The organism is Actinomadura atramentaria DSM 43919, assembly GCF_000381885.1.
Lineage (GTDB): Bacteria > Actinomycetota > Actinomycetes > Streptosporangiales > Streptosporangiaceae > Spirillospora > Spirillospora atramentaria.
Genome location: NZ_KB907227.1, coordinates 91,403 through 117,481 on the forward strand (window position 1 = coordinate 91,403; position 26,079 = coordinate 117,481).

A 26,079-nucleotide genomic window follows, 5' to 3' on the forward strand; every position below is an offset into this window, starting at 1 on the left:
GGGGATCACTCGTCGAAGAGCGCGTACATCGCGGTTTCGAGCCTGCTCAGCGCGACGGGGCCGAGCCACTCCCGCCCCAGCGCGACGACGTCGAGGCGGGCGCATTCGAGCTGGACGTCCAGCAGCACGACGGACATGCGCGCGCCGAACACCGCCTCGGCGGGCCACGTCTCGCAGTCGGCGTTCACCCGCGCGTCCGTCACGCCGACCGCGCGGATCAGCAGCACGGGCGCGTCCCCGCCCTGGAACTGGACGAGCAGCCACGCGACGCGCCCGCACGGCGCGGCCGCGCCCCGGTCCGCGCCGACGTAGGCCCCGTTGTCGACGAGGCAGTGCTGCACGACCCCGCCGCGGAACCCGTCCACGAGGTCGAGCAGCTCGTGCCACGCCGCGGCGTCCGCGACGCGCCGCACCCGGCCCAGCACCGGACGCCGGTTCTCCACGGACCCCACCCCCTCCCGCACGGTGGCACCGCGCGGCGAACTCATGTTCGGACATCTCACCATGAGTTCATGGCCCACGGATTTCGTTCTCAGCGAACGCGCCCGGACACGAGCACGCGGGGGATCAACCCGTGTTCTGCAACCCCGCCGCCACCCCGTTGACGGACAGCAGCAGCAGTTCCTCCAGCCGGGCGCGCTCCGCCTCGTCCGACACCCCGGCCCGCAGTGAGGCGAGCGCGCGCAACTGCAGGTGCGACAGCGCGTCCACGTACGGGTTCCGCAGCGACACCGCGCGCGACAGGACGCGCCGGTTCTCCAGCAGCCGCTCGTGGCCCGTCACCGCCAGCACCAGCCGGTGCGTGCGGTCGTACTCGGCCAGCACCGTCTCGGTCAGCTCGGGACGCCCGCCCAGTTCCAGGTACCGGGCCGCGATGTCCCGGTCGGACTTGGCGAGGCTCATCTCGGCGTTGTCCAGCAGCGTCCCGAACAGCGGCCACGACGCGTACGCCTCGTGCAGTCCCGCCAGGTCCGCGCCGTCGTCGGAGACGGCCGCGAGCCCGCTGCCCAGCCCGTACCAGCCGGGCAGGTTCACGCGCGTCTGCGTCCACGCGAACACCCACGGGATCGCCCGCAGGTCCTCCAGCCCCTGCGCGGCCTTGCGCCGCGACGGCCGCGACCCGATCCGCAGCTCCGCGATCTCCTCCAGCGGGCTGACCCGCGCGAACCACGCGGCGAACCCGTCGGTCTCGATCAGCGACCGGAACGCCGCCCGCGCCGCGTCGCTGATCTTGTCGGCCAGCGGCCGGAACCGGGCCGCCGCCGCGCGGGCGCGGTCCTGGACGTCGTCGGTGGACGCCAGCAGCACCGCGTTGGTGACCTGCTCGACGTGCCGCCGCGCGATCTCCGGGTTCCCGTACCGCGCGAAGATCACCTCGCCCTGCTCGGTGACCTTGAACCGCCCCGCGACCGACCCCGGCGCCTGCGCCAGGATCGCCCGGTTCGCCGGGCCGCCGCCCCGGCCGAGCGAGCCGCCGCGCCCGTGGAACATCGTCAGCGTCACGTCGTTGCGCGCCGCCCACTCCGTCAGCGCCTCCTGCGTGTCGTACAGGCGCAGCGTCGCGCTGGTCGGGCCGAGCTGCTTGGCCGAGTCGGAGTAACCGAGCATGATCTCCATGCGGCGGCCCGTCGCGGCGAGGCGGCGGCGCACCGCCTCGATCTCCAGCATCCCGTCCAGGACGGACGGGGCGCGCTCCAGGTCCTCCCCCGTCTCGAACAGCGGGATCACGTCCAGGACGGGCGCGTGCTCGCCCAGCGACGCCGCCAGCTCGTGGACGTTCGCGATGTCCTCCGCCGACCGCGTGAACGACACGACGTACCGGGAGCAGGCCGTCACCCCGAACCGCCGCTGGATCCAGGCGACGACCCGCATCGTCTCCAGGATCTCCTCGGTCATCGCGTCGCGCTCGCCGCCCGCCCGGACCTGCGCGAGCGCCTTCTCGTGCAGCTCGGAGTGCTGCCGGATCTCCAGCTCCGCGAGATGGAACCCGAACGTCTCGACCTGCCAGATCAGGCCCTGCACGCGCCCGTACGCCTGCCGGGGCGCGCCCGCCGCCGCCAGCGACTCCTGGACGGTCCGCAGGTCGGCGAGCAGGTCGCCGGGCCGGTCGTAGCCGAGGTCGGCGTCGCGCTCGCGGGTCGCGGCGACGCGCTCGGCCGCGAACATCAGGAGCTGCCGGTGCGGCTCCCCCGGCGACCGCCGCTCGATCGCCGCCAGCCGCTCCGGATGCGCGGTCCGCGCCGCCGCGAGCGCGTTGCACAGCGCCTCCGACGGCGGCGTCGTGGACTCGTGCGCCGTCATCTCCCGGCCGATGCGCGCGCACGCGTTCTCCAGCGCGCGCAGCACGTGCTCGGACTGGATCGTCACCGCGTCCCGCGTGACGCGCGCCGTGACGAACGGGTTCCCGTCGCGGTCGCCGCCGATCCAGCTCCCGAACCGCAGGTAGGCGGGCGCGCGCGGCGGCTCCGCGCCGGTCCCGGACGGGTTCAGCGCCGCGTCCAGCGCCCGGTAGATCCGCGGCACCACCCGGAAGATCGTCTCGTCGAACGCGGCCATCGCCGTGCGGACCTCGTCGAGCGGGTCCATCTGGGCGTGGCGGCGCAGCGCCGTCCGCCACAGCAGGTCGATCTCCTCGCGCAGCCGCCGCCCGATCTCGGCGCGCGCCCCCGCACCCGGCGCGGACTCGGGCGCGGCGTCCCACGCCGACAGCAGGTCGCTGACCCGCTGGATCGCGGTGACGACCGCGCGGCGGCGCGCCTCGGTCGGGTGCGCGGTGAAGACGGGCCGGACCTCCAGCCCGGCGACCGCCTCGGCGAGCCGCCCGTCGCCGTCCGCGCCGATCTGCTCCACGGCCGCCGCCACCGACGACGGCACGCTCTCCCCGGTGTCGCGTTCCCGCAGCGTGCGGACGCGGTGGTGCTCCTCGGCGAGGTTCGTCAGATGGAAGTACACGGTGAACGCGCGCGCGACCTGTTCGGCGCGTTCCAACGTCCAGCCCTCGACGAGCGCCGTCACCTCCGCGACGGGCACCTCGCCGCGCCGCGCCGCGATGACCGCGTGCCGCAGCCGCTCCACGTCGTCGAGAAGGCCCTGCCCGCCGTACTCGACGAGGCTGTCGCCCAGCATCGCGCCGAGCAGGCGCACGTCCCGCCGCAGCGGGTCGGGCAGGTCGTGCCGGAGGATGTCCCGCGTCTTGGTAGCCACGGCCTCAGCGTAATCAGCCGCGGGACGGGGGCGGCAAGGCGGGCGGGGGCTGTGGAAAACCGCCCCGCGCGCCGCGCCGCCATCAGCGAGTGGTTACCCTGACCGGCATGGCGATGGAAGCTCCTGAACCCGTGGTGTCCTCGGACATCGACATCCACACGACCGCGGGCAAGATCGCGGACCTGGAACGCCGCCGGCACGAGGCCGTCCACGCCGCGTCCGCCGCGGCGGTCGAAAAGCAGCACGCCAAGGGCAAGATGACCGCGCGCGAGCGCATCGACGCCCTGCTGGACGAGGGCTCGTTCACCGAGTTCGACGAGCTGGCCCGGCACCGCTCCACCATGTTCGGGCTGGAGAAGAAGCGGCCCTACAGCGACGGCGTGGTCATCGGCCACGGCACCGTGGACGGCCGCCCGGTGTGCGTGTTCTCCCAGGACGTCATGGCGTTCGGCGGGTCGCTCGGCGAGGTCTACGGCGAGAAGATCGTCAAGATGCTCGACATGGCGCTCAAGACGGGCTGCCCGGTCGTCGGGATCAACGAGGGCGGCGGCGCGCGCATCCAGGAGGGCGTGGTCGCGCTCGGGCTCTACGCGGAGATCTTCAAGCGGAACGTCCACGCGTCCGGTGTGATCCCCCAGATCTCCCTGATCATGGGCGCCGCGGCGGGCGGGCACGTGTACTCCCCCGCGCTCACCGACTTCATCGTCATGGTGGACCAGACGTCCCACATGTTCATCACCGGGCCGGACGTCATCAAGACCGTCACCGGTGAGACGGTCACGATGGAGGAGCTGGGCGGCGCGCACGCGCACAACACCCGCTCCGGCGTCGCGCACTACCAGGGCGCAGGCGAGCAGGACGCCATCGACTACGTCAAGGCGCTGCTGTCGTACCTGCCGTCCAACAACCTCGCCGAGCCGCCCGCGTTCGACGCCCCGGCCGACCCGGCGGAGCTGCGCGAGGAGCTGGACGCGCTCATCCCGGACTCGCCGAACCAGCCGTACGACATGCACACCGTCATCGAGAACGTCGTGGACGACGGCGAGTTCCTGGAAGTCCAGGAGCTGTTCGCCCCCAACGTCATCGTCGGGTTCGGACGCGTCGAAGGCCGCTCGGTCGGCGTCGTCGCCAACCAGCCGATGCAGTTCGCCGGGACGCTCGACATCCACGCCTCCGAGAAGGCCGCCCGGTTCATCCGCACCTGCGACGCCTTCAACATCCCCGTGCTGACGTTCGTGGACGTCCCCGGCTTCCTCCCCGGCACCGACCAGGAGTGGAACGGCATCATCCGGCACGGCGCGAAACTGCTGTACGCGTACGCGGAGGCGACCGTCCCGCTCGTCACCGTCATCACCCGCAAGGCGTACGGCGGCGCGTACGACGTCATGGGCTCCAAGCACCTCGGCGCGGACGTCAACCTCGCCTGGCCCACCGCGCAGATCGCCGTCATGGGCGCGCAGGGCGCGGTGAACATCCTGTACCGGCGCGAACTCGCCGCCGCCGACGACCCGGACGCGCTGCGCGCCGAACTCGTCACCGAGTACGAGGACACCCTCGCCAACCCCTACATCGCCGCCGACCGCGGCTACGTGGACGCGGTGATCAAGCCGTCCGAGACGCGCGGGCACGTGGTCAAGGCGCTGCGGGCGCTCCGCGAGAAGCGCGCCACGCTCCCGCCGAAGAAGCACGGCAACATCCCGCTGTGATCTTGTCCTTCCGGGCTGCGCCCTCGCCTGGCGGCTCGGGCTTGTCGCGCATCGCTTCGCGGTCTTCGAGCCGGGACCTGGCTTCGGCTCGTCCCGGCCCTCAGGTCACGCGGTCGCGTTGTGGGGACGGCGGTCTCGGGAGGGACGATCCGTCGCCGAAGGAGGACTTCATGAGTGAGGCCGAGCCGTTCCTTCAGGTCGTCCGGGGCGACCCGACGGCCGAAGAGGTCGCGGCGCTCGTCGCGGTGCTGACGGCGCGCGCGCAGGCCGCCGCGGCCGCGCGCGGCGCCGCGCCCGAGCCCGTCTCGCGCTGGGCCGACCGCGCGCGCCTCGTGCGCGGCGGCGCGCCCGCGCGGCCGGGCCCCGGCGCGTGGCGGGACGCGGCGCGGCACCGCTGACCGGCTGCTGACCGGCGCAGACTCGGCGGGACGACACGCCGGGGCGGCGACACGGCGTCACATGTTCGGTCACGGTGGGCGGTCCCGCGATTTCTCCTGGTGATTCGCGGCGGACGGGTGTGGACGGCCGCCGACGGGACATGCTGATGGCACACGCAACCGTGGATCGCGCCCTGTTGAGGGCCTTGCACGAATAAGGTGAAAGGCCATGGCCACCTCGGAGTTCGTCCCACAGCCCGCGCGCTTCGCGATTTTCGTCGACGCGGGATACCTCTACGCGGCCTCCGGGGCGCTGCTGCTCGGCTGCGGTTCCAGGCGCGAGTACCGTGTCGCCGCGGAGAAGCTGATCAAGGCGCTGACGGGGCACGCGGACGACCAGTTGCTGGGCGAGCTGCTGCGCGTGTACTGGTTCGACGCCGCGCCCAAGCGGCAGCCGACCGTCGACCAGCGCGTCATCGCGAACCTGCCGCTGGTGAAGCTGCGCCTGGGCAACCTGAACGCGCAGGGCCAGCAGAAGGGCGTCGACGCGCAGCTCCGCGCGGACCTGGAGGCCCTGGCCCGGCACCGGGCGATCACCGACGCGGTGCTGCTCGCGGGCGACGAGGACATGCTGCCCGCCGTCGAGGCCGCGCAACGCTACGGGGTGCGCGTCCACCTGTGGGGCGTGGAGCCGACGCACGGCTCCAACCAGGCGGAATGGCTCGTGTGGGAGTCCGACACCGTCGAGGTGCTGCCCGCCGACTTCCTGCGCCCGTACTTCACCAAGGCCAAGGCGCTGCCGGTGCCCGCGCCGACCGCCGTTCGCGAGGTCGCGGGCAAGACGGTCACGGTGCCGTCGCCCGCCGAGGTGTTCGCGGGGCGGGTTCCGGCGGTGCGGCCGGTGCCGACGCCGAACGTGTCGCCCGCCGTGGTGCCGAACAACGTCCCGAACACCGTGCGCGGGCCGTCTCCCGCGACGGTCGCGGCGTCGCTGAGCGCGGCGGGCGCGGCGCTCGCCGAGACCAAGCTCGGTCCCGAGCGCGACCACATGCGCGAGATCGGCGAGCACGTCGCCCAGAAGTGGATCTTCGAGCGGGGCCGCGACAACATCCGCGACCTGCTGCCCGGCCCGATCCTGCCGCCGGTCATCGACAAGGAGCTGCTGATCGAGGCCGAGAAGGAGCTCGGCTCGTCGCTGCGGCCCTACCAGGAGGCGCGCACCTGGCTGCGCGACGGCTTCTGGGAGCGCGTGTACCGCGAGTTCGGCATCGGGTACGGCACGTCCGACTGACCGCGCCGCCCGTCAGCGGACGGGGACGCGACCCCATTCGGGGACCAGTTCCTCCACCAGCGCGTCGGTCTCCGGCTGGAGGCCGTCGTACATCGGGTCGCGGCCGAGGCGGTCGCGCAGCTCGTCCACGACCGCCCTGACCTGGGCGTCGTCCCCGAGAGCGTGGACGGCGCGCAGCAGGTCGCGCCACAGGCCCTCCTCCTCGGGGGCCAGCCGCAGGCCCGCGCGGGCGGCCCCGGCGGCGGCGCGCGGGTCGTTCTCGTCCAGCCGCAGCAGGACGAGCCGGTGCGCGACGTCCACGACGCGCGCCGTCGCCTCGTACTCGACGTCGCTCGCGGCGAGCCAGCCGTACCGGCCGCGCGGCCGGTCCGCCAGGAGCGGGCCGCGCACCAGGTCCAGCGCGTACGACATGTACGCGGTCTCCGACGACGGCTCCGCCGCCGACCGCCACAGCAGCCAGCGGAACACCGCCCAGTCGACCCGGACCTCCGAGCCGAGCCGGACGCGGCCCCGGTCGTCGTAGTACAGGTTGGGGCGGCCGCGCGCGTCGCGGCCGAGCCAGTCCGAGACACGGGCGATCGTCGCGTCCCGGACGCCCGCGGTGACGCCGCGCGGCCAGATCGCGCCGCCCAGCACCGTCGGGTGGACGCCCTCGGGGTGCAGCGCGAGGTAGACCAGCGCCTCGGTGCAGAGTTCGCGGCGGGTCTCGTCCAGGGGGCCGGGCGCGTCGACCTCGACGGGGCCGAGGAGCCGGATGTCCACCGCGGACTGGTCGCCGTCCGGCGGCTCCGCGCCCGCGGACGGCTCGGGCAGCGCGACCGACTCGGCCCGGTCCGCGGTGTCGAACAGCTCGAAGACGCCGCGGTACTGCTCTTCGGGGACGAGCTGCGCGTCGACCTCGAAGCCGAGGACACCCGCCTGGAGCCGCTCGGACTCGTCCAGGTCCCACGTCCACGTCGCGCCCTGAACGTCGCCGGGGACGAGGTAGCCCGCCGCCATGCGGGTGCCGGTGCGGGCGAGCGCGACGAGGCGGTCGGCCTCGGCCTCGTCCGGCTCGTCCGCCATGATCAGGTAGTGCGGCATCCACGCCTCGCCGAACACGCCGCGCGACCGGCCCGTCAGGACCGAGTCCACGCCGGACGCGGCGAGCGCCTGGCGCACCTCCTCGCTGCGGCCCTCCAGCTCCGGCAGCGCGTCGGCGAGGTTCGGGACGGAGCGGATGCGGTCGGGCGCGATCCGGCCCAGGCCCTCGCCGAGTTCCTGGCCGAACCCGACGAGCGTCACGCGCATGTGGTCCGACCAGCGGTTCGTCGCCAGTTCCAGGGCGAGGGCGGCGAGCACGGCGCGGCGGTCGCCGTCGGGGCCGCGCAGCGCGACGAGGCCGTGCGCGGCCTCCAGGTCGACCAGGATGCGGCCGGTGTCGTTCGTCCCGATCGAGACCAGGCCCGGGTAGGGGGCCAGGACGTCGCCGAGGTCGGCGGCGTCCAGCGCGGGCAGCGCGTCCGCGCCCAGCCGCCACACCTGGCCGTCGTCGAACGCCTGCCACGGCGCGGGCGGGTTGCGGTCGGCGGGGGCGATCCACAGGTCGAGGCTGCCGGGGCCGAGGTGGACGCCGTAGACGGTCGGCAGCGGCCGCCCGCCCGCCGCCATCGACTTGGAGAGCTGGCGCAGGCCGAGGTCCAGCAGCCGGGCCGCGGACTCGTCCGCGCCGAACCGCAGCGCGTGCTCGGCGAGCGCGGCGCGGCCCTCCGGGCGGGCGATGCGGTGGCCGAACGCGCGGTCCCGCGCCTGCGCGCGCCGCCGCCGGCCGAGGACGGCGAGCAGGCCCGCCGCCAGCAGCGACGCGACCGCCAGGCCCTGCGGCCACTCCATGTGCAGCGGCAGCGGGACGGTGTGGTCGTGGTTCGCCGCGGGGCTGGACGCGGGCGTCTCGTCGGGGGCCTGCCGGCCGGGGTCCTTGACCGGCGGGGCGGCGGGGGCGTGCTCGGGCTTCTCGTGCGCGGGGGCGTGGGTCGGGGCCTGCGCGGGCGCGTGCGTCGGCGCCTCGCTCGGCGCGGGGGCCTGGGTGTGCGGCGTCTGCTCGTGCGGAGCTTGGGCGGGCGGGGCCTGCTCCTGCGGCTTCTGCGCGGGCGGGGCCTGCTCGTGCGGCGTTTGCTCGTGCGGCGTTTGCTCGTGCGGAGCCTGCGCGGGCGGCGCTTGTTCGCGGGGCGTCTGCTCGTGCGGGGTCTGCGCGGGCGGCGCTTGTTCGCGGGGCGTCTGCTCGTGCGGGGTCTGCGCGGGCGGCGTCTGCTCGTGCGGCGTCTGCTCGTGCGGCGTCTGCTCGTGGGGCGTCTGTTCGTGGGGCGTCTGCGCGGGCGGCGTCTCTTCGCGCGGCGCGGGATGCTCGACGGGATGCCCGTGCCGGAAGTAGTCGTCCAGCTCCCCGACCGGGACGACCTTCGCGTGCCGCGCGTCGTGCGGCATCTCCAGCACCCAGCCGGGCCGGATCAGGCTCGCGATCGTCAGCTTGCTGCCGTCCGGCTGGACGCGCCCGTGGTTGAGGTCGTAGATCTCCTTGTACCGGCGACCCTCGCCCAGGCACTTCTCCGCGATCTCCCACAGGCTTTCGTGGTGACGGCCCTCCGGCGGCTGCACGCGGTAGATCTTCGTCGTGCGGCCGTGCTCGTCGGGCGCGGCAGCGGCGGTGTACGGGGCGGCGTCGGGCGCGGCCCGCTCGGCGTGCTGCTCGACGGGCGCGTCCTGCACCTGCGCGACGAGCCGCACGGCCGCCGGGGCGGCGGGCGCCTGGTGCAGCCCGCGCGCCGCGAACGCGGGCACGACCGCGGTCGTCGCGGTGAACAGCAGCAGCGCCGTCACGACGAGCCGGTGGACGAGCGACTGCGTCCCGCCCGCGAGCGGCACCCGCGCCGGGACGCCGACGCCGCGCACCCCCGCGTACACCTCGACCGCGACGCACAGCGCGAACTGCAGCCACGCCAGCCACACCAGCCCGACGAGGATCGGGATCAGCGCGCTCTCGCCGATCCGCTGCCCGAGGTCCCCGGCGGCGGGCAGCTCGGTGGGGACCGGGGAGCCGAACGCGGCCAGCAGCGCCCACGGCACGCCGACCAGCAGGGCGGTCAGCGCGGCGAGCGCGCCGACGCCGGCGAGCACGTCGCCGGGGGTGCGCCGCCGCCCGGTCCGCCGGGGGTCCATCGGTGTCTGTCGTATCGCCATTCGCCGCCGCGTCCCTAGCGCTCGCCGATCGCCGCCTGTGCAGAGTTCCGTGCCGAATTCCGTGCCGTTGCCGAAGTCGATGCCGATGTGGCGGCCCGTGCCGTCTTCGTCATCGTAGACGGGGTGACCGCCCGTTCAATGCCTCTGTCGTCCGCTTCGTCCTTACCTGCTGCGGTAAGTGCGCCTCTGCTCGAGGCCGTCACGGGGCCTCCCCACCCGTCACCGGCTGGGCCGTCGCGGACGACGTCATCGTGAACGACCCCAGCCCCGGGACGATCCCGAGGATCTGCGACCGCACCGTGAGCTGCACCGCCACCCGGACGTGGCCGGTATCGGCGTCGCAGCTCAACGGCCTGGCCGACGCGTCGTACTCGGTGACCATCGCGCACGCCGCCGACCGCGCCCGCCCCGGATCGAGGACGGGCTTGCCGGTACGGCGCAGCGCGGCCTCGTCGATCTGGTTCGCGCCGGCCCGCGCCGCCTGCTCGGCGATGTCCGCGGCGCGCTGACGGGCGTGGATGGCCAGCCCGCCGTCCACGAGCAGCCCCGCGAGCAGCAGCACCGAGGGCGCGAACAGCACGACGTACATCGACGCAGCCCCCCGGTCGCGCACCACCGCTCCGCGTCGCCGACGACGCTTCCCCGCGCCGTCCCCCGGGTCCGCTCTTCTTTCCGCGCCGCGTTTTTGGACGCGCGTCGCCGCCGGGGTGCCCTCCGAGTCCGGCCCCGCCGTCGCGCGGCGTTCGCGGAGGCGTCTCATTCGTCACCCCCGCGATAGGTATAGGTGTCGATCGGGGCGAGGGCGCGGCCCTGGAGCCGCTTGGTGCCGGGGAATCCGACGAACGCCAGGTCGGCCAGGTCCACCGAGCAGACGATCGTCACGGCGACGCGGCCGCCCGCCCGGAAGCCGTTCAGGTCCACCTCCACCGAAGGGCCGCCCGCGCACCAGTCGCGGCCGCGCAGGTCGGCGGCGGCCGCGGCGCGCGCCATCTGGTCCGCGCCGCCCGCGCTCCGCGCGACGGACGCCGCCCGCGCCGCGTCCCGCGCGGCCCCGTCCACCTGGCTCTGCGCGTCCACGAGCCGCCCCGCGCCCGCGAGGACGAGCAGGAACGCCACGAGCAGCGGCGTCACCAGCACCATCTCCAGCGACATGGACCCGCGCTCGCCGTCCTCCCTCATCGCGGGGCCTCGCAGGTCGTGCCCGAGCCGACGTCCGGCCGGAAGCACTCGATGGGCCCCTGCGACCGCTGCGTCACCGAGACCTTCAGGAACGGCACGACCCGCACGGCCGTGCCGCTGACCTGCACCCACCGCTCGTCGCCGTCCTGGCCCGCGTCGATCCGCAGTCCCTCGATGAGGCGCGGGCCGATCTGGCGGACGTCCGTCCCGGCCTTGGCGACGGCCTGGCCGCGCCAGTCGCCGTCCGGCTGCGTCCGCGCGACGCGCGCGCCCGCCTGCGCCGCGGCGAGCGCGACCTGCCGGGCGTGGTAGATCATCGCGAACTGGACGACGGCGAGCAGGACGAGGATGAGGACCGGCGTCAGCAGCGCCCACTCCATCGCGGACGCGCCCCGGTCGCCGTCTTCGCGCCTGGCCATCGCCGTCAGGTGCCGGTGTTGATGCTGTCGGCCTTGGCCTTGATCTTGTCCATGATGATCTTGCCGATGGTCACCGCGATGAGCGCGAGCACGGCCGTGATGATGGCCCACTCGATCGCCGACGCGCCCCGGCTGCGGTCGGGCTCGTTCCGCAGCCGGTGGATGCGCGCGCCGACGAAGGCGCGCAGATAGACGATCATCGGGTCGTCGAGGGGGTTCATCGGATCAGCTCCTAGTGCGTCGCGGTCGGGGTCGGGGGGAACGGACGGCGGGGAACGGTCAGGAGCCCATCACCCGGATGAGCGCGGGATAGGCGAGGAAGATCAGGAACGCCGCGCACAGGAAGAGCTGCGCGACGAGCATCGACTGGGAGCGCTCACCGGCCTTCCCCTCCAGCTCGGACAGCTCCCGGCTGCGCATCGACGCGGCGCGCGCGGCCAGCGACTTGCGGACCTGCGCGCCGTCGTCGGCGACGAGCGCCAGCGCCCCGGCGAGGTCGCGCAGCTCGGCGATGTCGAGGTCCTCGCCGAGCGTGCCGAGCGCCTGCCAGGGGGTGCGGCCGGTGATGCGGGCGTTGCCGAGCGCGTCGCGCAGCCGCCGCATCGCCCAGCCCTCGCCGACGCCCGCGGCGGTCGTCAGCGCCTCCGGGACGCCGCGGCCGCCCGCGAGATTCATCGAGACCAGGTCCAGGAACGCGCCGACGACGTGCCGGAAGTCCTGGCGGCGCGCGGCGGCCTCCTGGCGCAGCTTCATGTCGGGGAAGAAGAACACCGCGACCGCGAAGATCACGCAGACCCACGCCGGGACCTGCAGCGACATCCCGAACCCGATCAGCGCGAAGTACGCGGTGATGACGGGGATGAACAGCAGCGCGGCGGCGGGCAGCAGGAACTTGGTGGCGAGGAACGCCTCCAGGGACCGGTCGGTGATGGCGAGGTCCGCGCGGACGGACGTCAGCCGCCAGCCGCGCGCCTCGCAGAACCGGACGAGCTCCCGGCCGAGCCGCGCCCGCATGCCGCCGACGCGCTCCATCGTCGGGGACGCACGTCCGGCGCGGGCGCGCTCCTCGTCGCGGCGGCGCACGGCGTCGAGCGCGGCGAGCCGCGCGGTCAGCCCCGGACGCGCCGGGAACAGCGCCCGGACCAGCGCGAACAGCCCCAGTCCGGCGATGGCCCCGGCGAGCAGCGCGGCGTTCACGGCGCACCCCCGTCCACGACTCCGCCGCCCGGATGTCCGCCCAGGCCGCCGTTCACACCACCCGAACCGCCGCTCACACCGCCCGCACCGCCGCTGAGACCGCCCGAACCACCGCTCAGGCCGCCCGAACCGCCACTCAGGCCGCCCGCGTTCCCGCTCAGGCCACCCGAACCGCTCAGGCCGCCCGCGCCCGCGCCGCCTGCGTTCCCGCTCAGGCCGCCTGCGCCCGCACCGCTCGCGTATCCGCTCACGCCGCCCGCGCTCCCGCTCAGGCCACCCGCGCCCGGGCCGCCCGCGTCGTCGCCCGGCGCCGCCGCGTCGCCGAACCGGCCCGCGCCGCCGTCCGTGCGCGCGCCGCCGCCCGCGTCCATCGCGTGCCGGCCGCGCAGTACCGACCCGGCCTGCGCGCCGCGCCCGCGCCAGCCCGCGACGGTCGACGGCACCGCGCCCGGCACACCCGGCCGCGCCGCAGCGCCGTCGCCGAGGAACCGCCCCGGCAGCTCGTAGTGCGACAGCCGCCGCAGCCACAGGAACCCGGCCGTGTAGAGCCCGATGATGACGCACAGCACGAGCTGCCCGACGAAGTCGTCGTACGGCTCGACGTACGCGCGGTTGAACACCGCCAGCGCGACGGCCGTGCCGACCGACACCGCGACGACGATGCGGACGCTGCGCCGCGTCGAGCGCCGGTCCGCCTCGACGCGCCGCCGCATGTCCAGCTCCGCGCGGGCCGACGACGCGAGCGCGCCGAGCATGTCCCGCAGCCCCGGCCCGCGCAGTTTCGCGTTGAGGACGAGCGCGGCGATGACCAGGTCCGCGGACGGGTCGTTCAGGTCGGCGGCGAACCGCCGCAGCGCGTCCGGCATCGGGACGCGGGTGTGCAGCCGGTCCACCAGGTCGCGCAGCGGCTGCTGGAGCGCGGGCGCGGCGACGCGCTGCGACGCGGGGATGGCCTGTTCGAGGCCGACCGCGCCCGCGATCGTGTCCCGCAGCGACTCGGTCCACGCCGCCAGGCCCTCCAGCCGCGCCATGCCGCGCCGCTCGTCGGCGGCCCCGCCGCCGATGGAGTTCCAGGCCAGGACGAGCGCGCCGGTCCCGACTGCGGCGACGGGCCAGCGCGTCACGACGAGCACGAGCGCGCCGACCAGCACCGCGACGGCCGTCCGCGTCGTCAGCGTGCGGATCAGCTCCTCGCGCCGCCGCGCGCGGTCCGGCGCGTCCCGGACGGGCATCCCGCGCAGGCTCGCGACGAGCAGCAGCACCCCGCCGCCGACCAGCCCGCCCGCCAGGATCGCCGTGAGCACGTCAGAGGCGTACACGCCCGCCTCCCCCACCCTGCACCGTCACCACGCGCCCCGCCGACCCGCACCGCGCCGACCCGCACTGCGCCAGCCCCCGCCGCGCCGCGCACTGCGCCGCCGCGCGCCGCGTCGGCCCGCACAGCGTCGGCCCGCGCCGCGCCAAGCGGCGCGGCGCCCGCCCGGCGAGACCCCGCGCCGTCACCACGCGCCCGCCTCGCGGGCCGGGTCGTAGCCGTACTCGGCCAGGTCGTCGGCGCACGCGATCGGGGCGTGCGGGACCGCGACGCCGTCCGGCCCGAGCGCGAACACCTCCGACGACAGCACGCGCCCGTCGCTGCCGGTGACCTCCCGGACGCTGGCGACGTACCGCCGCAGCCGCCCGCCCCGCGCGTAGTCGTTGCGCTTCTGGATGAACACGACGAAGTCGATGGCCCCGGCGATGAGCATGTGCGTCGCCTCGACCGGCAGCCGCTCCTCGGACTGGATCGCGTACGTCGCGATGCGGTTGAACACCTCCGCCGACGAGTTCGCGTGGATCGTGGACAGCGACCCGTCGTTGCCCTGCGTCATGGCGTTGAGCATGGTGACGATCTCGTCGCCGAGGACCTCGCCGACGATGACGCGCGAGGGGTTCATGCGCAGCGACCGCCGCACCAGCTCGGCCATCGAGATCTCGCCCTGCCCCTCGGAGTTGGGCAGGCGCTGCTCGAACGCGACGCAGTTGGGGTGCAGTTCGGGGAACGCGTCCAGCCCGAGCTCCAGCGCCCGTTCGACGGTGATGAGCCGCTCGTGCTGCGGGATCTCGTTGGCGACGGCGCGCAGCAGCGTCGTCTTCCCCGCGTTCGTCGCCCCGGCGATCATGATGTTCTTGCGGGCGTGGACGGCCGCCTTGAAGAACCGGCCGAGTTCGGGGCTGAACGTGCCGGTCCCGACGAGGTCCGCGAGGAACACCTTGCCGAGCCGCGCGCGCCGGATGGACAGCGCGGGCCGGACGGTGACGTCCATGACGGCCGAGAGCCGCGACCCGTCCGGCAGCCGCAGGTCGAGCTGCGGGTTCGCGGTGTCGAACGGCCGCGACGACAGCCCGCTGTAGGCGGCGAGGATCTGGATCAGCTCGACCAGTTCCTCGTCGCTCTCCGCGACGGGCTCGCCCATGACCTCGCGCCCGTCGGCGTAGCCGATGAACACGCGGTCGCACCCGTTGATGTCGATGTTCTCGATCTCGGGGTCTTCCAGCAGCGGCTGGAGCCGGCCGACGCCGAACAGCGCCGCGTGGACGCCCGCCGCGAGTGCTTCCTCCTCCTCGGCGTTGGGCGGCCGCCGCCCCACGGCGATCTCGCCGCGCGCGTACTCCTCCAGGACCTGGCCGATGAGCGCGCGGGCGAACTGGCGCTCGTCCTCACCGGTCATCGGGGCGAGGCCGTGCGCGGCGTCGAGCCGCCGCTGCTGGGCGAGCCGGTCCCCGACCTCCTGGCGCAGCCGCTTGACGAGTCCGTGGTCCATCTAGCCCCTCCCCTCGGGGACGGCCGGTTCCGGGAGCGCGTCGGCGAACGCCGCGGACGCGGCCGGGACGCGGGCGAGCAGCGTCCCGGCGGCCTCCCGGGCGGAGCGGATGAGCAGCGACCGGTCCAGCCGCCCGCCCCAGCGCCCGCCGAGCAGTTCCGCGCCCTTGGGGTCGAGCGCGAGTCCGCCGAGGACGTCCACGCGCGGCGCGGGACGGCCCGGCCGCGCGGCGCTGTCGGCGGCGAGCCGCTGCCGCGTCCCCGCGACGATGCGCTCCACCTCCGCGACGGAGCCCCGGAACGCGCGCGGGTCGGCCAGCACCAGCACGCCGATCGGCGGCCCGCCGCGCAGTTCCTCGGCCAGGACGGCGACGCGTTCGCGCAGGTGGGCGACCTGTTCGAGGGTCGCGCGGGTGACCAGGACGACGAGATCGGCCTCGCGCAGCAGGTCCGTCAGCGGGCTGGCCGCGCCGAGCCGCCCGCAGTCCGCGAGGACGTCCACGTCCCCGAGGCCCCGGAACGCGCGGCCGAGCGGCCCCCACAGCCACGTCATGGCCTGCGCCTGCTCCGCGCCGGTCAGCCCGACGAGCACGTCGAGGCCGCCGACGAGCCGCTGGCAGTGCTCCGCGATCTGCTCGGGCCGCAGCCCGCGCCGGGCCGTCGCGGCGAGGCTGAGCAGGCCGCGCGACGGGTTGAGCATCGCCGCGTCGTGCCCGCCGAGCGCGTCGCCGCCGGGCGCCGGGTTGGCCGACGGGTCGGCGGGGAGCCGGTAGACCAGGTCGCCGCCCGCCTGGTCGCACTCGGCGAGCAGCACGGGACGCGGCCAGACCGCGCCGAGCGCGACGGCGGCGGTGGTGACGCCGGGCGCTCCCTTGTCGGCGGCCAGTGCGATGAGCGCCACGGTCAGTGCCCGCCCGTGTTAGGAGAACCCGTGTTAGGAGAACCCGTGTTAGGAGAGACACCCGTGGACGGCGTGCCCGCGTCCGCGGACTTGCCCGCGCGCGGAGTCTCGTCGTTCTTGGTGGTCGCGAGCTTCGCGCCCGCGGGCAGCAGCGCCACCGCGACGCCGCCCGCCGACGCGGCCTGCGCGACCTTCCCCGCGTCGCTCACCGGCACCGCGACGTCGATCGTGGTCTGGTCGGTGCCGCCGAGCCTGCCGCTGTCGCCCTTGCCGATGCTGCGCACGACCGCGTCGCCCGACAGCACGCCGCCCGAGCGCGTCCCGGCCGCCGCGCCGCCCGTCCCGGCCGCGACGGCGTACAGCGCGACGCGGTCCCCGACCGACAGGCCCGCCGCCGGGTACTGGCCGGGCTTCACCGCGAGTCCGACCACGACGCGGCCGCTGGCGGCGTCGCTCTCGGTGGTGGTCATCTGGTTGGTCAGCAGCGCGCCCGGCACGAGCGGCACCGCCGCGTACGTCTGCGCGACCTTCGCCCGCTCGGTCCACGCGACGTAGTAGTCCGCGCCCGTGTCGCCGACCTGCACCTCGCGCAGCGCCGACGCCGGGATGCGCTGCCCCGCCGCGACGGGCTGCGCGATCTGGATCGCCGACACCCGCTGCCCGCTCGCCATCACCAGGTACGCGCTGGTCAGCGCGCCGCCGAGAATGAGCAGCACGGCCAGGGCCGCCAGCGCGGGCCGCCGCTCGCGCGGGGCCACCGGGAGCCGCTGCCCGCCCGCCGACCCGAGCCCGGAACGGCCGAGTCCGGCCGCCGGGTCGGACGCGTTCGCGCCGCCGGGCGGGTTCAGGGAGACACCGCCCGAGCGGACCCCGGACTCGCCGCCCGCGACCGCCGACTGGTTGGACTTCATCGCGCTGGCCACCGCTCCTTCCCGTTCGGCGGTCGCCGCCGCCGCACGAGATCCTCGCCTGTCGAGCGCTCCATGCTCGCGTCGCCGCTCGGGCCGCGTCAATGGATTCGGCCGGTCGAAGCCGGGACGTGACGGAACGTGCCGGGTTGACCAGCGATTTCGTCGGCCACTTGTGTTCTGACGACCAGTTGCACGACCCGCTGACAGTCACCGGAATACTAGACGGATTTGTCATCGCGTGCTCGTGTTCTGTCGGTTTCCGGGGCCGCTCCGCCCCCGGGGCGCGGGCGCGCCCCCGGGTCGGCCCCCGCCGAGTAATTAAGCTGGCCCGGACGCCGGGGACGCTCCGGCGCACGCGCGACGAAGGGGCTCGAATGCGGATCTCGTGTACGGCGCTCACGGGGGACGGCCCCCGTGACGTCGTGATCCATATCGATTCCGAAATGACGGTCGACGGCGTCGCGCGCTCCCTTCACGGAACTCTGCACGGCAGTTCACCGGCGCAACAGGAGTTCACTTCCGCCGTTCCCGCACCGCGTTTCTCCAAGGACGCGCTGACCGGCGGGCTCGCCACCGTCCCCACCGCGCCCGCCGCCGAACCGCGCCGCGCCCTGTGGATGGACGGCCGCATGCTCGACCCGGACGCGCTCGCCGTCCGCGAGCTGCGCGACGGCGCGGTCCTGGCCGTCGAGGAGCGGGCCGCCGCCGCAACCGTCCTGACCGAGCCGACCGGGCTCGCCGAGATCCGCGTCGTCGGCGGCCCGGCCGCGGGCACCGTCCACCGCCTCGGCCTCGGCGCGAGCACGCTCGGCTCGGGCGCGGACGTGGACGTCGCCGTCGCGGACCCGGCGATCCCGGCGGCGTCCCTGCGCGTCACGGTCGGCCGCGGCGAGGTGCTGGTCGAGCCGTCCGCGCACACCCGGGCGCTGCTCGACGGCGTCCCGCTGGAGCCCGGCCGCACGGTGTGGCCCGCGGGCGAGCCGCTGACCGTCGGCGCGACCGTCCTCACGCAGGTCCCGAGCGCCGCGCCCGACACCCATCTGGAGCCGCTGCCCGGCGGCGGCCTGGCGTTCAACCGGCCGCCGCGGCTGCGGCCGCCCGCGCGGACCCGCTCGATCGCCGTCCCGCGCCGCCCCGAGCGCGACCCGCGCGAGCGGCTGCGGCTGCTCGGCGCGCTGCTGTTCTCCGCGTTCGGGCTCGTCATGGCGTTCGGGCTCGGGCAGTGGTGGTGGGCGCTGTTCGCGCTGGCGTGGCCGCTGACGACCGTCGGCGAATGGCTCGGCGACCGGATGCACGGCCGCAAGTCGTACAAGAAGGCGCTGAAGGAGTACCAGGCGCGCGCCGACGCGTTCGGCGGCGAACTGGACCGGCTCCGCCGCGAGGACCAGGCCGACCGCCGCGCCGCCTGCCCCGACCCCGCCGACGTCCTGCTCACCGCGACCGGCCCCCGGCGGCGGCTGTGGGAGCGCCGCGCCACCGATCCCGACGCGCTGGCGCTGCGGCTCGGGCTGGCCGACCTGCCCGCCGGGATCGAGCTGACCGGCGACCCCGGCGGCGACGGCGCGCCCGCGGCGCGCGTCCCGCTCGCGCGGCTCGTGCCCGTCGCGGTGCCGCTGCGCGACGTCGGCGTCCTCGGCGTCACCGGGCCGCGCGACGCCGCGCGGGGCCTCGCGCGCTGGCTCGTCGCGCAGGCCGCCGCGCTGCACAGCCCGCGCGACCTGACGATCGTCGTCCTCACCGACCCCGCCGCGGCCGACGCCGGGGACGCGTGGAACTGGGTGCGCTGGCTCCCGCACTGCGCGCCGCGCGGCGGCGAGGAGTGCGCGGCGCTCGTCGGCGCGGACGCCGAGTCCGTCGCGCACCGCGTCACCGAGCTGGCCATCCGGCTCACCGAGCGGCGGCGCGCCGCGCAGTCCGTCGTGCCGGGCGCCGCGCCCGCGCACGGCGACATCCTGCTCGTCCTGGACGGCGCGCGGTCGCTGCGCCGCGTCCCCGGCATGCCGATGCTGCTGGCGCGCGGCGCCGAGTTCGGCATCCACGCGATCTGCGTGGACGACGAGGAGCGGCTGCTGCCCGAGGAGTGCGCGGCCGTCGCCGCCCTCGACCCCGAGCGGCCCGAGCTGCTGCGGCTGCGCGGCGAGGGGCTGGACGCGGTCGGGGACGTCCTGGCCGACCGGGTGTCCGCCGCGTGGGCGGAGCGGCTCGGCCGCGCGCTCGCGCCCGTCCGCGACGTGTCCCGGGAGGACGCCGAGGAGGCGCTGCCCGCCGAGGTCCGGCTGCTCGACCTGCTCGACATGCCCGACCCGACCGCCGAGCACGTCCTGCGGTCGTGGACGGCGACGGGCGGGCGGTCCACGCGCGTCCCGGTCGGCGTCGGACCGGACGGCGTCCGGCACCTCGACCTCGGCGCGGACGGCCCGCACGGGCTCGTCGCGGGCACCACCGGGGCCGGGAAGTCCGAGCTGCTGCAGTCGCTCATCGCCGCGCTCGCCGTCGCGAACCGGCCCGACGAGCTGACGTTCGTCCTCATCGACTACAAGGGCGGCGCCGCGTTCAAGGACTGCGCGAAGCTCCCCCACACGGTCGGCATGGTCACCGACCTCGACGGCCACACCACCGAGCGCGCGCTGGAGTCGCTGGCCGCCGAGCTGCGGCGGCGCGAGGAGATCCTGCTCGCGGCGGGCGCGAAGGACATCGACGACTACAACGACCTGCGGTCCGCCGAACCGGACCGGCAGCCCGTCCCCCGGCTCGTGCTCGTCATCGACGAGTTCGCGGCGCTGGTCGGCGAGCTGCCCGACTTCCTCGACGGGCTCGTCGACATCGGGCGGCGCGGCCGGTCCCTCGGCGTCCACCTGCTGCTCGCCACGCAGCGGCCCGCCGGGGTCGTCACCGGCGACATCCGCGCGAACACCAACCTGCGGATCATCCTGCGCGTCACCGACGCCGAGGAGTCGACGGACCTGCTCGGCAGCCCCGACGCCGCGCAGATCGCCAAGGCCGTGCCGGGGCGCTGCTACGTCCGGTCGGGCGCGGGCGCGCCGCAGGCGATGCAGTCCGCGCGGGTCGGCGGGCGGCGGCCCGGCGCGGGCCCGGCCGGGCGCGGGCCCGTCGTCGCGCCGCTGCCGTGGGACGGGCTCGGCCGCCCGCTCCCCGCCGCCTGCGGCGAACCCGACGAGGACGCCACGACGCTCACCGACCTCGCCGTCCTCGTGCAGGCCGTGGACGAGGCCGCGCGCCGCTCCCGCATCCCCCGCCAGCCGTCGCCGTGGCTGACGCCGCTGCCCGAGCGGGTCCGGCTGACGCCGCGCACCGCGGCGGGCGGCTCGGTCGTGGACGTCCCGCCGATCACGTTCGGGATCACCGACCTGCCCGCCGTCCAGTCCCGCGAGCCGCTGCTGCTCGACCTCGCGGGCGGCGGCCACCTGTACCTCGCGGGGACGGCGCGGTCGGGGCGGTCCACGGCGCTGCGCACCCTCGCCGGGTCGCTCGCCGGGTCGTGCTCGCCCTACGACGTCCACCTGTACGCGATCGACTGCGGCGCGGGCGCGCTGCTGCCGCTGACGGCGCTGCCGCACTGCGGGGCCGTCGTCGGACGCGACCAGCTCGACCGCTGCGAACGGCTCGTCACGGCGCTGTCGGCGGAGGTGTCGCGGCGGCAGCAGCTCCTCGCCGGGGCCGGGTTCGCGTCGCTGGCCGAGCAGCGCGCCGCCGTCGCCGCGACCGACCGGCTCCCGTGGATGGTCCTGCTGCTGGACCGGTGGGAGGCGTTCGTCGCCGCGTTCGAGCACTACGACTACGGGCGGCTCGTCGACCAGGCGCTGCGGCTGCTGCGCGAGGGCGCGGCGGTCGGGCTGCGCGCGGTGTTCACCGGCGACCGGTCGGGCCTCGGCGGGCAGATCTCGACGGTGTTCGACCGGCGGCTCATCCTGCGGATGGCCGACCCCAACGACTACGGGTACGCGGGTTTGCAGGCCCGGCAGGTCCCGGCGGCGATGCCGCCGGGGCGGGCGCTGGAGGTCCTGGCGCCGGGCGTCCCGCTGCGCGAGTCGCAGATCGGGCTGCTCGCCGACGACCCGTCCGGCACCGCGCAGGTCGCGGCGCTGCAGGAGATCGGCCGGGCCTGCGTCAGCCGGTACGGCGCGCTGCCGCGCCGCCAGCGGCCGCTGCACGTGGACGAGCTGCCGGTGCGCGTCACCTACCGGGAGGCGATGGCGCTCGACCCGGACTTCCTGCCGCCGTCCGCGCTGTGGGCGCTCGTCGGCGTCGGCGGGGACACGCTCGCGCCCGTCGGCGTGGACCTGCTGGCGGACGGGCCGGGCTTCGTCGTCGCGGGGCCGCCGCGCTCGGGCCGGTCCACGACGCTCGGGACGATCGTGTCCTCGCTGCTCGACCCGGCCGTCGCGGGCGGCCTCGTCCCGGTCGTGCTCGTGCTGCCGCGCCGCTCGCCGCTGCGGCTGCTCGCGGGCCGGCCGGGCGTACTCGCCGTCCTCGACGCCGACGCCGGACCGGACGACCTGGACGCCGCCGTCGCGGGCGAGCACCGCTACGTCGTGGTGGTGGACGACGCCGAACTCCTCGACGACACCGACCTGGACGACGCCCTGCGCGACACGCTCCGCACGGCCCGCGACGGCGAGCACGCCGTGGTCCTCGGCGGCACCACCGCCGACCTGGGCCGCGGCTACCGGGGTTTCCTCCCCGACGCCCGCCGCTCCCGCTCCGGCGTCCTGCTGTCCGTGGACACCCCGGAGGACGCGGAACTCTTCGGCCTGCGCCTCCCCCGCAACGCCAACCTGGGCGGCCCGACCGGCCGCGGCCTCTTCGTCGCCACAGGCACGACGACCCAAATCCAGGTAGCCCTGGGCGCCCTCCCAGCCCGAGAAGAAGACCACTAACCCAAGAGCCCATAAGACGCACCGTCCGCAGCAACCCAAGGGGGTTCCGCACCCGAACACCAGCGGCGACCGTGGGGGGTGCCGGACGGCCGCAGCGCGGAGGGTCGCACCGCAGCGGAGCGCCAGCGGAGCGAGGATGCGACCCTCCGCGCCGCAGGGGGCGTGGGGGGGTGCCCGCGGGCGCACGGCCGCGAGCGCTAGCGAGTGGCCGGGCGCGCGCAGCGCGAAGGGTCGCACCGCAGCGGAGCGCCAGCGGAGCGAGGATGCGACGCTTCGCGCCGCGGGGGGCGTGGGGGGTCGCCCCCCCACAATGAAAAGAGCGAATCCCGGCCTCGGGGGGATGGGCCGGGATTCGCCGTCTCGGGTGCGGTGGCCGGGGCGGTCGCCGTCCGGTCCGTCCGCGGGGGCTACCGGGTGGCGGCCTCGATGTTCTGCTGGGAGCGTTTGATGTCCTGGCTGCCCTGTTCGAGGGCGAGCGCCATCTTGTCGAACGCGGATTTGGCTTCGGCCCAGGTGGAGCGGAAGCGGTCGGCGCCGGGTCCCCACCAGATCTCGGAACTGCCGACGGTGCGTCCGTTGAGGTCTTTGATCAGGGCGTCGAGGTTCTTGGCGTGCTTGTTGAAGATGCGGGACAGCTCCTCCAGCTCGCCGATGCTCGCTCCGCGCCGGTCACCGCTCATCGCCTCGGCCCTTTCGCTCGTCGTGCCCCCGTCCGGCCCGCCGGCGGGGGCGCCGCCGGTCGGTCGGGCGTCCGCCCGCGCGGCCGGGGAGTCCGCTGCCGGAACGGCCGGACGCCGTTTTCCGGAATGGCGTCAGCCTACGCCCGGGCGATCACGGCGAGCCAGCCGCTCACCGCGATTCAGGTGCCCGTTCTGGGCGTTGACCGCCGGATTTCACTGGCCGGTTCCGGCCACCGAACCGATTTCTGACGATCTTCATGACGCCGCGTCAACGAATCCGCAGGCCGAAATGGCGTTCCGCCGGACGCGTTCACCGGTCCGCGCCGTCCGGCGGCGTCGGCCCGGCGCCCGGCCCGGCGTCCGGCGGGGGCGCGGCGTCGTTGACGGGCCGCGCCCGCGGGTCGAGCACGTTCTCCCCGACGAGCACGATCTGCTCGTCGTCGGTCCGGAACTCGAACCGCCGCCGCACGGACTGCACGACCCGCCCGTTCGCGTACCGGACCTCCAGGTGCTCGGTCGCGTCCAGCGTGATCCGGTCGCCGTCCCGCCGGGCGCGCGGCGCTTCCAGCCGCGTGCGGGCGCGCGTGTAGACGGGCCCGCCCTCGACGGGCGCGCGGTTGCGGTGCTCCAGCTCGTGGACGGCGTGCCGCTGGTCCCGCGCGACCAGCGGCGAGATCTTGACGCCGAGCACCTCGGCCGGCGGATCGTCCTCGCCCGGCCCGGGCCGCACGAGCGCCTGCGACCGCTGTTCCAGCAGCGCCCCCGCGACGGTCGCGAGCTGCCGCGTCGTGTCGGCGTCGACGTGCGGACGCCGCTGGAGCGCCGACGAGGGCACCGCCGCGCACCCGACGAGCACGACCGCGACCGCCAGCCCCCGCGCGCCGAAGTTCCGAGTGTGACGCATCCCGCCGCTCCCTGATCTTCCGGCCGATCTGGGCGGGAACCTACACCGCCCGGCCGCCGAGCGGAACGCCGTACGGGAATGAAAACCGTTGCCATATGGTTCATCCGTACGCGCGACGGAGAGGAGACCGCCGATGGCGCGCAACGACGCACGACCCGTCATCAAGCTCAGGTCGTCCGCGGGCACGGGTCACACGTACGTGACCAGGAAGAGCCGCCGGAACGATCCGGACCGCCTGGTCCTGCGGAAATACGACCCGATCGCCCGCCAGCACACGACGTACCGGGAGGAACGATGAAGAAGGACGTACACCCGGACTACCGTCCCGTGGTCTTCCGCGACCGGAGCGCCGACTACGCGTTCCTGACCCGCTCGACGGCCCGGACGGACCAGACGATCGAGTGGGAGGACGGCAACACCTACCCGGTCGTGGACGTGGACGTCTCGTCCGCGAGCCACCCGTTCTACACCGGCCGCGGCCGCGTGATGGACACCACCGGCGCGGTCGAGCGCTTCAACCGCCGCTACGGCAAGAAGTCCGGCTGACGCCGCCCGCCCCCGCCGCCGCGCGCGGCGGGGGCGGCGTGCTCTCACGGGTCCGGCTGGACCGGTTCGGCCTGCACGCGCAGCAGCGACACGCGGTCCCGCGCGCGGGACATGGCCTCCTCGTACCGCGCCTCCCAGTCCGGCGCCGCGTCCGGGATCTCCGCGATGTGCTGGCGGCCCAGCTCCGCGCCGTCCTCCAGCGCCGCCTGGACGACGGCGACGACGGTGCGCCCGCCGCCGGACTCCGTCCGGACCTCCCAGCGCGACGCGCGCGGACCGCGCGGCCGCGAACCGTAGATGACGAGCACGATCACGGCGGTGGCCAGCGCCGCCGCCGCGACCAGGATGACGAGCCGCACGTTTCGCCTCGCTTACCGCGCCCGACCGGGCGTCACTTGTTCCCGAACAGCGCGCCGTTCGGGTTTCCGGGGGCGTACACGGTGATGCCCTGGGGAAGGGCCTTCAACTCCTCGATCCGCGCGCAGGTGGGGCACTTGTTGTAGCCGTCCTGGCGGGCCTTGTTCGCGGCGGCCTCGGCGCGCGCCGACGCGACCTTCGCCTGCGCCTCGCTGACCTGCGCGAACGCGGCCTGCGCCCGGTCCACGGCGTCCTGCACCTGGGTCGGCAGCGTGACCCGGACGAGGTTGAAGTGGATGTTGGTGAGGAAGTTCCCGCCGAGCGTGGAGGTCAGGTCGGCGGCCAGGCTGGTGTTGATCGCCCTCTGCACCTTCGCGATGTTGGCGTTGTTGCTCTGCGCCTGCGCGCCCTTGAGGATCGTGTTGACGTTCGCGGACGTGTTCTGCACGAGCGCGCACGACGACACCAGCTCCGAGCACCGGAAGCTGTTGATCTGCGACCGCAGGTCGTTGTCGATCACCGGCCGCAGGATCTGGTCGAGCCACGCCGACCATCCCTCGTCGCCTTCCCACGCGTAGCGGGCCTTGCCGTCCGCACCGGTGAACTTGCGAGTGCCGTACTTGTCGTCGAAGGACCGCAGCGTCTTGTGGTCGAGGTTGAGCGTGAAGTACAGCGTCCCCTCGATGCCCATGTTGACGCCGTCGGCGGACGGGACCGTCACGACGTCCACGCCCGACTCGTCACCCTTGGACGCCTTGGACGTGATCGTGTAGAAGCGCTGCTGAGCCGGGTACTTGTGCGCCTTGGAGTACAGGCCGATCCACTTCCGCCCGGACCCGGGGTCGATGACCTGCCGGATGCGGTTGTTGTCGAAGAACCCGCCGTTGCGGACGACGGCGACCTCGCCGCCGCCCGTCCGCTCGAATCCGCCGAAGAGCGCGTTCAGCACGGGGATGCCCACGACGACGAGGACCACCGCGAGGACGATCGCGGTGCGGCGGCTCGGCGCGCGCAGGCGCTGGGGGCTGGGCACGGGTCTCTCCTTCCGTCGCCCGACGAACTCGGGCGAATCGGTAGATGAGACGCGCGCGGCGGATGCGCGGCTCCGTCTATAAGGAGGGGCTTACGTCATCACTTCGGAACGATTATCTAGACTGCGTGCGAGGTTGAGGGAGGAGACCCATCGTGCGCAAGGTCCTGATCGCCAACCGCGGCGAGATCGCGGTCCGAATCGCCCGCGCCTGCCGCGACGCCGGGCTCGCCAGTGTCGCGGTGTACGCCGAGCCGGACCTGGACGCCCTGCACGTGCGCGTCGCGGACGAGGCGTACTCGCTGGAGGGCCGGAGCGCGGCCGAGAGCTACCTGGACATCGGCAAGCTGCTGAAGGTCGCCGCCGAGTCCGGCGCGGACGCCGTTCACCCGGGTTATGGGTTCCTGGCGGAGAACGCGGATTTCGCGTCGGCCGTGCGGGATGCGGGGTTGACGTGGAT

General features: G+C 74.9%; 23 protein-coding genes. 7 read left to right on the top strand and 16 right to left on the bottom strand.

Annotated elements, in window-relative coordinates; genetic code table 11:
- Positions 1–5: 5 nt before the first annotated feature.
- Together G339_RS0131110 and G339_RS0131115 are read right to left on the bottom strand one after the other, a co-directional pair.
- Positions 6–443 (bottom strand): hypothetical protein, encoded by a 438-nt coding sequence (locus tag G339_RS0131110; RefSeq protein ID WP_019634978.1) that lies wholly within the window; start codon positions 441–443, stop codon positions 6–8.
- Between the two features lie 124 nt (positions 444–567).
- A complete protein-coding gene (locus G339_RS0131115) occupies positions 568–3,204 on the bottom strand; it encodes a phosphoenolpyruvate carboxylase (protein ID WP_019634979.1) in 2,637 nt (878 codons plus the stop codon).
- Between the two features lie 107 nt (positions 3,205–3,311).
- Between G339_RS0131115 and G339_RS0131120 the strand changes: the two genes are divergently transcribed.
- The 3 genes from G339_RS0131120 (at position 3,312) to G339_RS0131130 (ending at position 6,578) form a co-directional block, all read left to right on the top strand.
- Positions 3,312–4,910 carry an acyl-CoA carboxylase subunit beta gene (locus G339_RS0131120; RefSeq protein WP_026341941.1) on the top strand — a complete coding sequence of 533 codons (1,599 nt, stop codon included), beginning with the start codon at positions 3,312–3,314 and terminating at the stop codon, positions 4,908–4,910.
- Between the two features lie 170 nt (positions 4,911–5,080).
- Entirely contained in the window at positions 5,081–5,308 is a 228-nt protein-coding gene (locus G339_RS0131125) for an acyl-CoA carboxylase subunit epsilon (RefSeq protein ID WP_019634981.1), read from the top strand.
- A gap of 208 nt (positions 5,309–5,516) precedes the next feature.
- Positions 5,517–6,578 carry an NYN domain-containing protein gene (locus tag G339_RS0131130; RefSeq protein WP_019634982.1) on the top strand — a complete coding sequence of 354 codons (1,062 nt, stop codon included), beginning with the start codon at positions 5,517–5,519 and terminating at the stop codon, positions 6,576–6,578.
- Between the two features lie 12 nt (positions 6,579–6,590).
- Here G339_RS0131130 and G339_RS0131135 read toward each other — a convergent pair whose 3' ends face one another.
- From G339_RS0131135 to G339_RS0131180, 10 genes are all read right to left on the bottom strand, one after another.
- Entirely contained in the window at positions 6,591–9,773 is a 3,183-nt protein-coding gene (locus G339_RS0131135) for a BTAD domain-containing putative transcriptional regulator (RefSeq protein WP_019634983.1), read from the bottom strand.
- Between the two features lie 220 nt (positions 9,774–9,993).
- A complete protein-coding gene (locus G339_RS0131140; protein ID WP_240489950.1) occupies positions 9,994–10,407 on the bottom strand; it encodes a TadE/TadG family type IV pilus assembly protein in 414 nt (137 codons plus the stop codon).
- Between the two features lie 143 nt (positions 10,408–10,550).
- Positions 10,551–10,973 (bottom strand): TadE/TadG family type IV pilus assembly protein, encoded by a 423-nt coding sequence (locus G339_RS0131145; protein ID WP_240489951.1) that lies wholly within the window; start codon positions 10,971–10,973, stop codon positions 10,551–10,553.
- Positions 10,970–11,392, bottom strand: coding sequence for a TadE/TadG family type IV pilus assembly protein (locus tag G339_RS0131150; protein ID WP_019634986.1), 423 nt, complete (start codon positions 11,390–11,392; stop codon positions 10,970–10,972). The genes G339_RS0131145 and G339_RS0131150 overlap by 4 nt, the downstream gene beginning before the upstream one ends.
- A 5-nt stretch (positions 11,393–11,397) precedes the next feature.
- On the bottom strand, positions 11,398–11,613 hold the full coding sequence (locus G339_RS0131155) for a Flp family type IVb pilin (RefSeq protein ID WP_019634987.1): 216 nt from the start codon (positions 11,611–11,613) through the stop codon (positions 11,398–11,400).
- Positions 11,614–11,671: 58 nt separating this feature from the next.
- Entirely contained in the window at positions 11,672–12,589 is a 918-nt protein-coding gene (locus G339_RS0131160; protein ID WP_019634988.1) for a type II secretion system F family protein, read from the bottom strand.
- Positions 12,586–13,908 (bottom strand): type II secretion system F family protein, encoded by a 1,323-nt coding sequence (locus tag G339_RS40955; RefSeq protein ID WP_019634989.1) that lies wholly within the window; start codon positions 13,906–13,908, stop codon positions 12,586–12,588. The genes G339_RS0131160 and G339_RS40955 overlap by 4 nt, the downstream gene beginning before the upstream one ends.
- Positions 13,909–14,088: 180 nt before the next feature.
- Positions 14,089–15,393, bottom strand: a complete 1,305-nt coding sequence (locus G339_RS0131170; protein ID WP_019634990.1) for a TadA family conjugal transfer-associated ATPase — start codon at positions 15,391–15,393, stop codon at positions 14,089–14,091.
- Positions 15,394–16,293, bottom strand: coding sequence for a hypothetical protein (locus tag G339_RS0131175; RefSeq protein ID WP_019634991.1), 900 nt, complete (start codon positions 16,291–16,293; stop codon positions 15,394–15,396). It lies immediately after the preceding gene.
- A gap of 2 nt (positions 16,294–16,295) precedes the next feature.
- Entirely contained in the window at positions 16,296–17,216 is a 921-nt protein-coding gene (locus G339_RS0131180; protein ID WP_019634992.1) for a hypothetical protein, read from the bottom strand.
- Between the two features lie 431 nt (positions 17,217–17,647).
- Between G339_RS0131180 and G339_RS0131185 the strand changes: the two genes are divergently transcribed.
- Complete coding sequence (locus G339_RS0131185) at positions 17,648–22,102, top strand: FtsK/SpoIIIE domain-containing protein (protein WP_019634993.1); 4,455 nt, start codon at positions 17,648–17,650, stop codon at positions 22,100–22,102.
- Between the two features lie 407 nt (positions 22,103–22,509).
- Here the strand turns inward: G339_RS0131185 and G339_RS0131190 are convergent, their stop codons facing one another.
- Both G339_RS0131190 and G339_RS0131195 read right to left on the bottom strand, forming a co-directional pair.
- A complete protein-coding gene (locus G339_RS0131190) occupies positions 22,510–22,782 on the bottom strand; it encodes a WXG100 family type VII secretion target (protein ID WP_019634994.1) in 273 nt (90 codons plus the stop codon).
- A gap of 310 nt (positions 22,783–23,092) precedes the next feature.
- The gene (locus tag G339_RS0131195; protein ID WP_019634995.1) at positions 23,093–23,686 is read right to left on the bottom strand and encodes a hypothetical protein; all 594 of its coding nucleotides are present in this window, start codon (positions 23,684–23,686) and stop codon (positions 23,093–23,095) included.
- 133 nt (positions 23,687–23,819) lie between these two features.
- Here G339_RS0131195 and rpmG point away from each other — a divergent pair, with 133 nt between their 5' ends.
- Positions 23,820–23,984 carry a 50S ribosomal protein L33 gene (gene rpmG, locus G339_RS0131200; RefSeq protein ID WP_019634996.1) on the top strand — a complete coding sequence of 55 codons (165 nt, stop codon included), beginning with the start codon at positions 23,820–23,822 and terminating at the stop codon, positions 23,982–23,984.
- Positions 23,981–24,232, top strand: a complete 252-nt coding sequence (locus G339_RS0131205; RefSeq protein WP_019634997.1) for a type B 50S ribosomal protein L31 — start codon at positions 23,981–23,983, stop codon at positions 24,230–24,232. The genes rpmG and G339_RS0131205 overlap by 4 nt, the downstream gene beginning before the upstream one ends.
- 44 nt (positions 24,233–24,276) lie before the next feature.
- On the opposite strand, the gene G339_RS0131210 is transcribed toward G339_RS0131205, so the two are convergent.
- Together G339_RS0131210 and G339_RS0131215 are read right to left on the bottom strand one after the other, a co-directional pair.
- On the bottom strand, positions 24,277–24,591 hold the full coding sequence (locus G339_RS0131210) for a hypothetical protein (RefSeq protein WP_019634998.1): 315 nt from the start codon (positions 24,589–24,591) through the stop codon (positions 24,277–24,279).
- A gap of 32 nt (positions 24,592–24,623) precedes the next feature.
- Positions 24,624–25,622, bottom strand: coding sequence for an SPFH domain-containing protein (locus G339_RS0131215; protein WP_019634999.1), 999 nt, complete (start codon positions 25,620–25,622; stop codon positions 24,624–24,626).
- Positions 25,623–25,774: 152 nt separating this feature from the next.
- On the opposite strand from G339_RS0131215, the gene G339_RS0131220 reads away from it, so the two are divergent.
- The coding region (locus G339_RS0131220) for a biotin carboxylase N-terminal domain-containing protein (RefSeq protein ID WP_026341944.1) at positions 25,775–26,079 on the top strand (305 nt) is incomplete at its 3' end.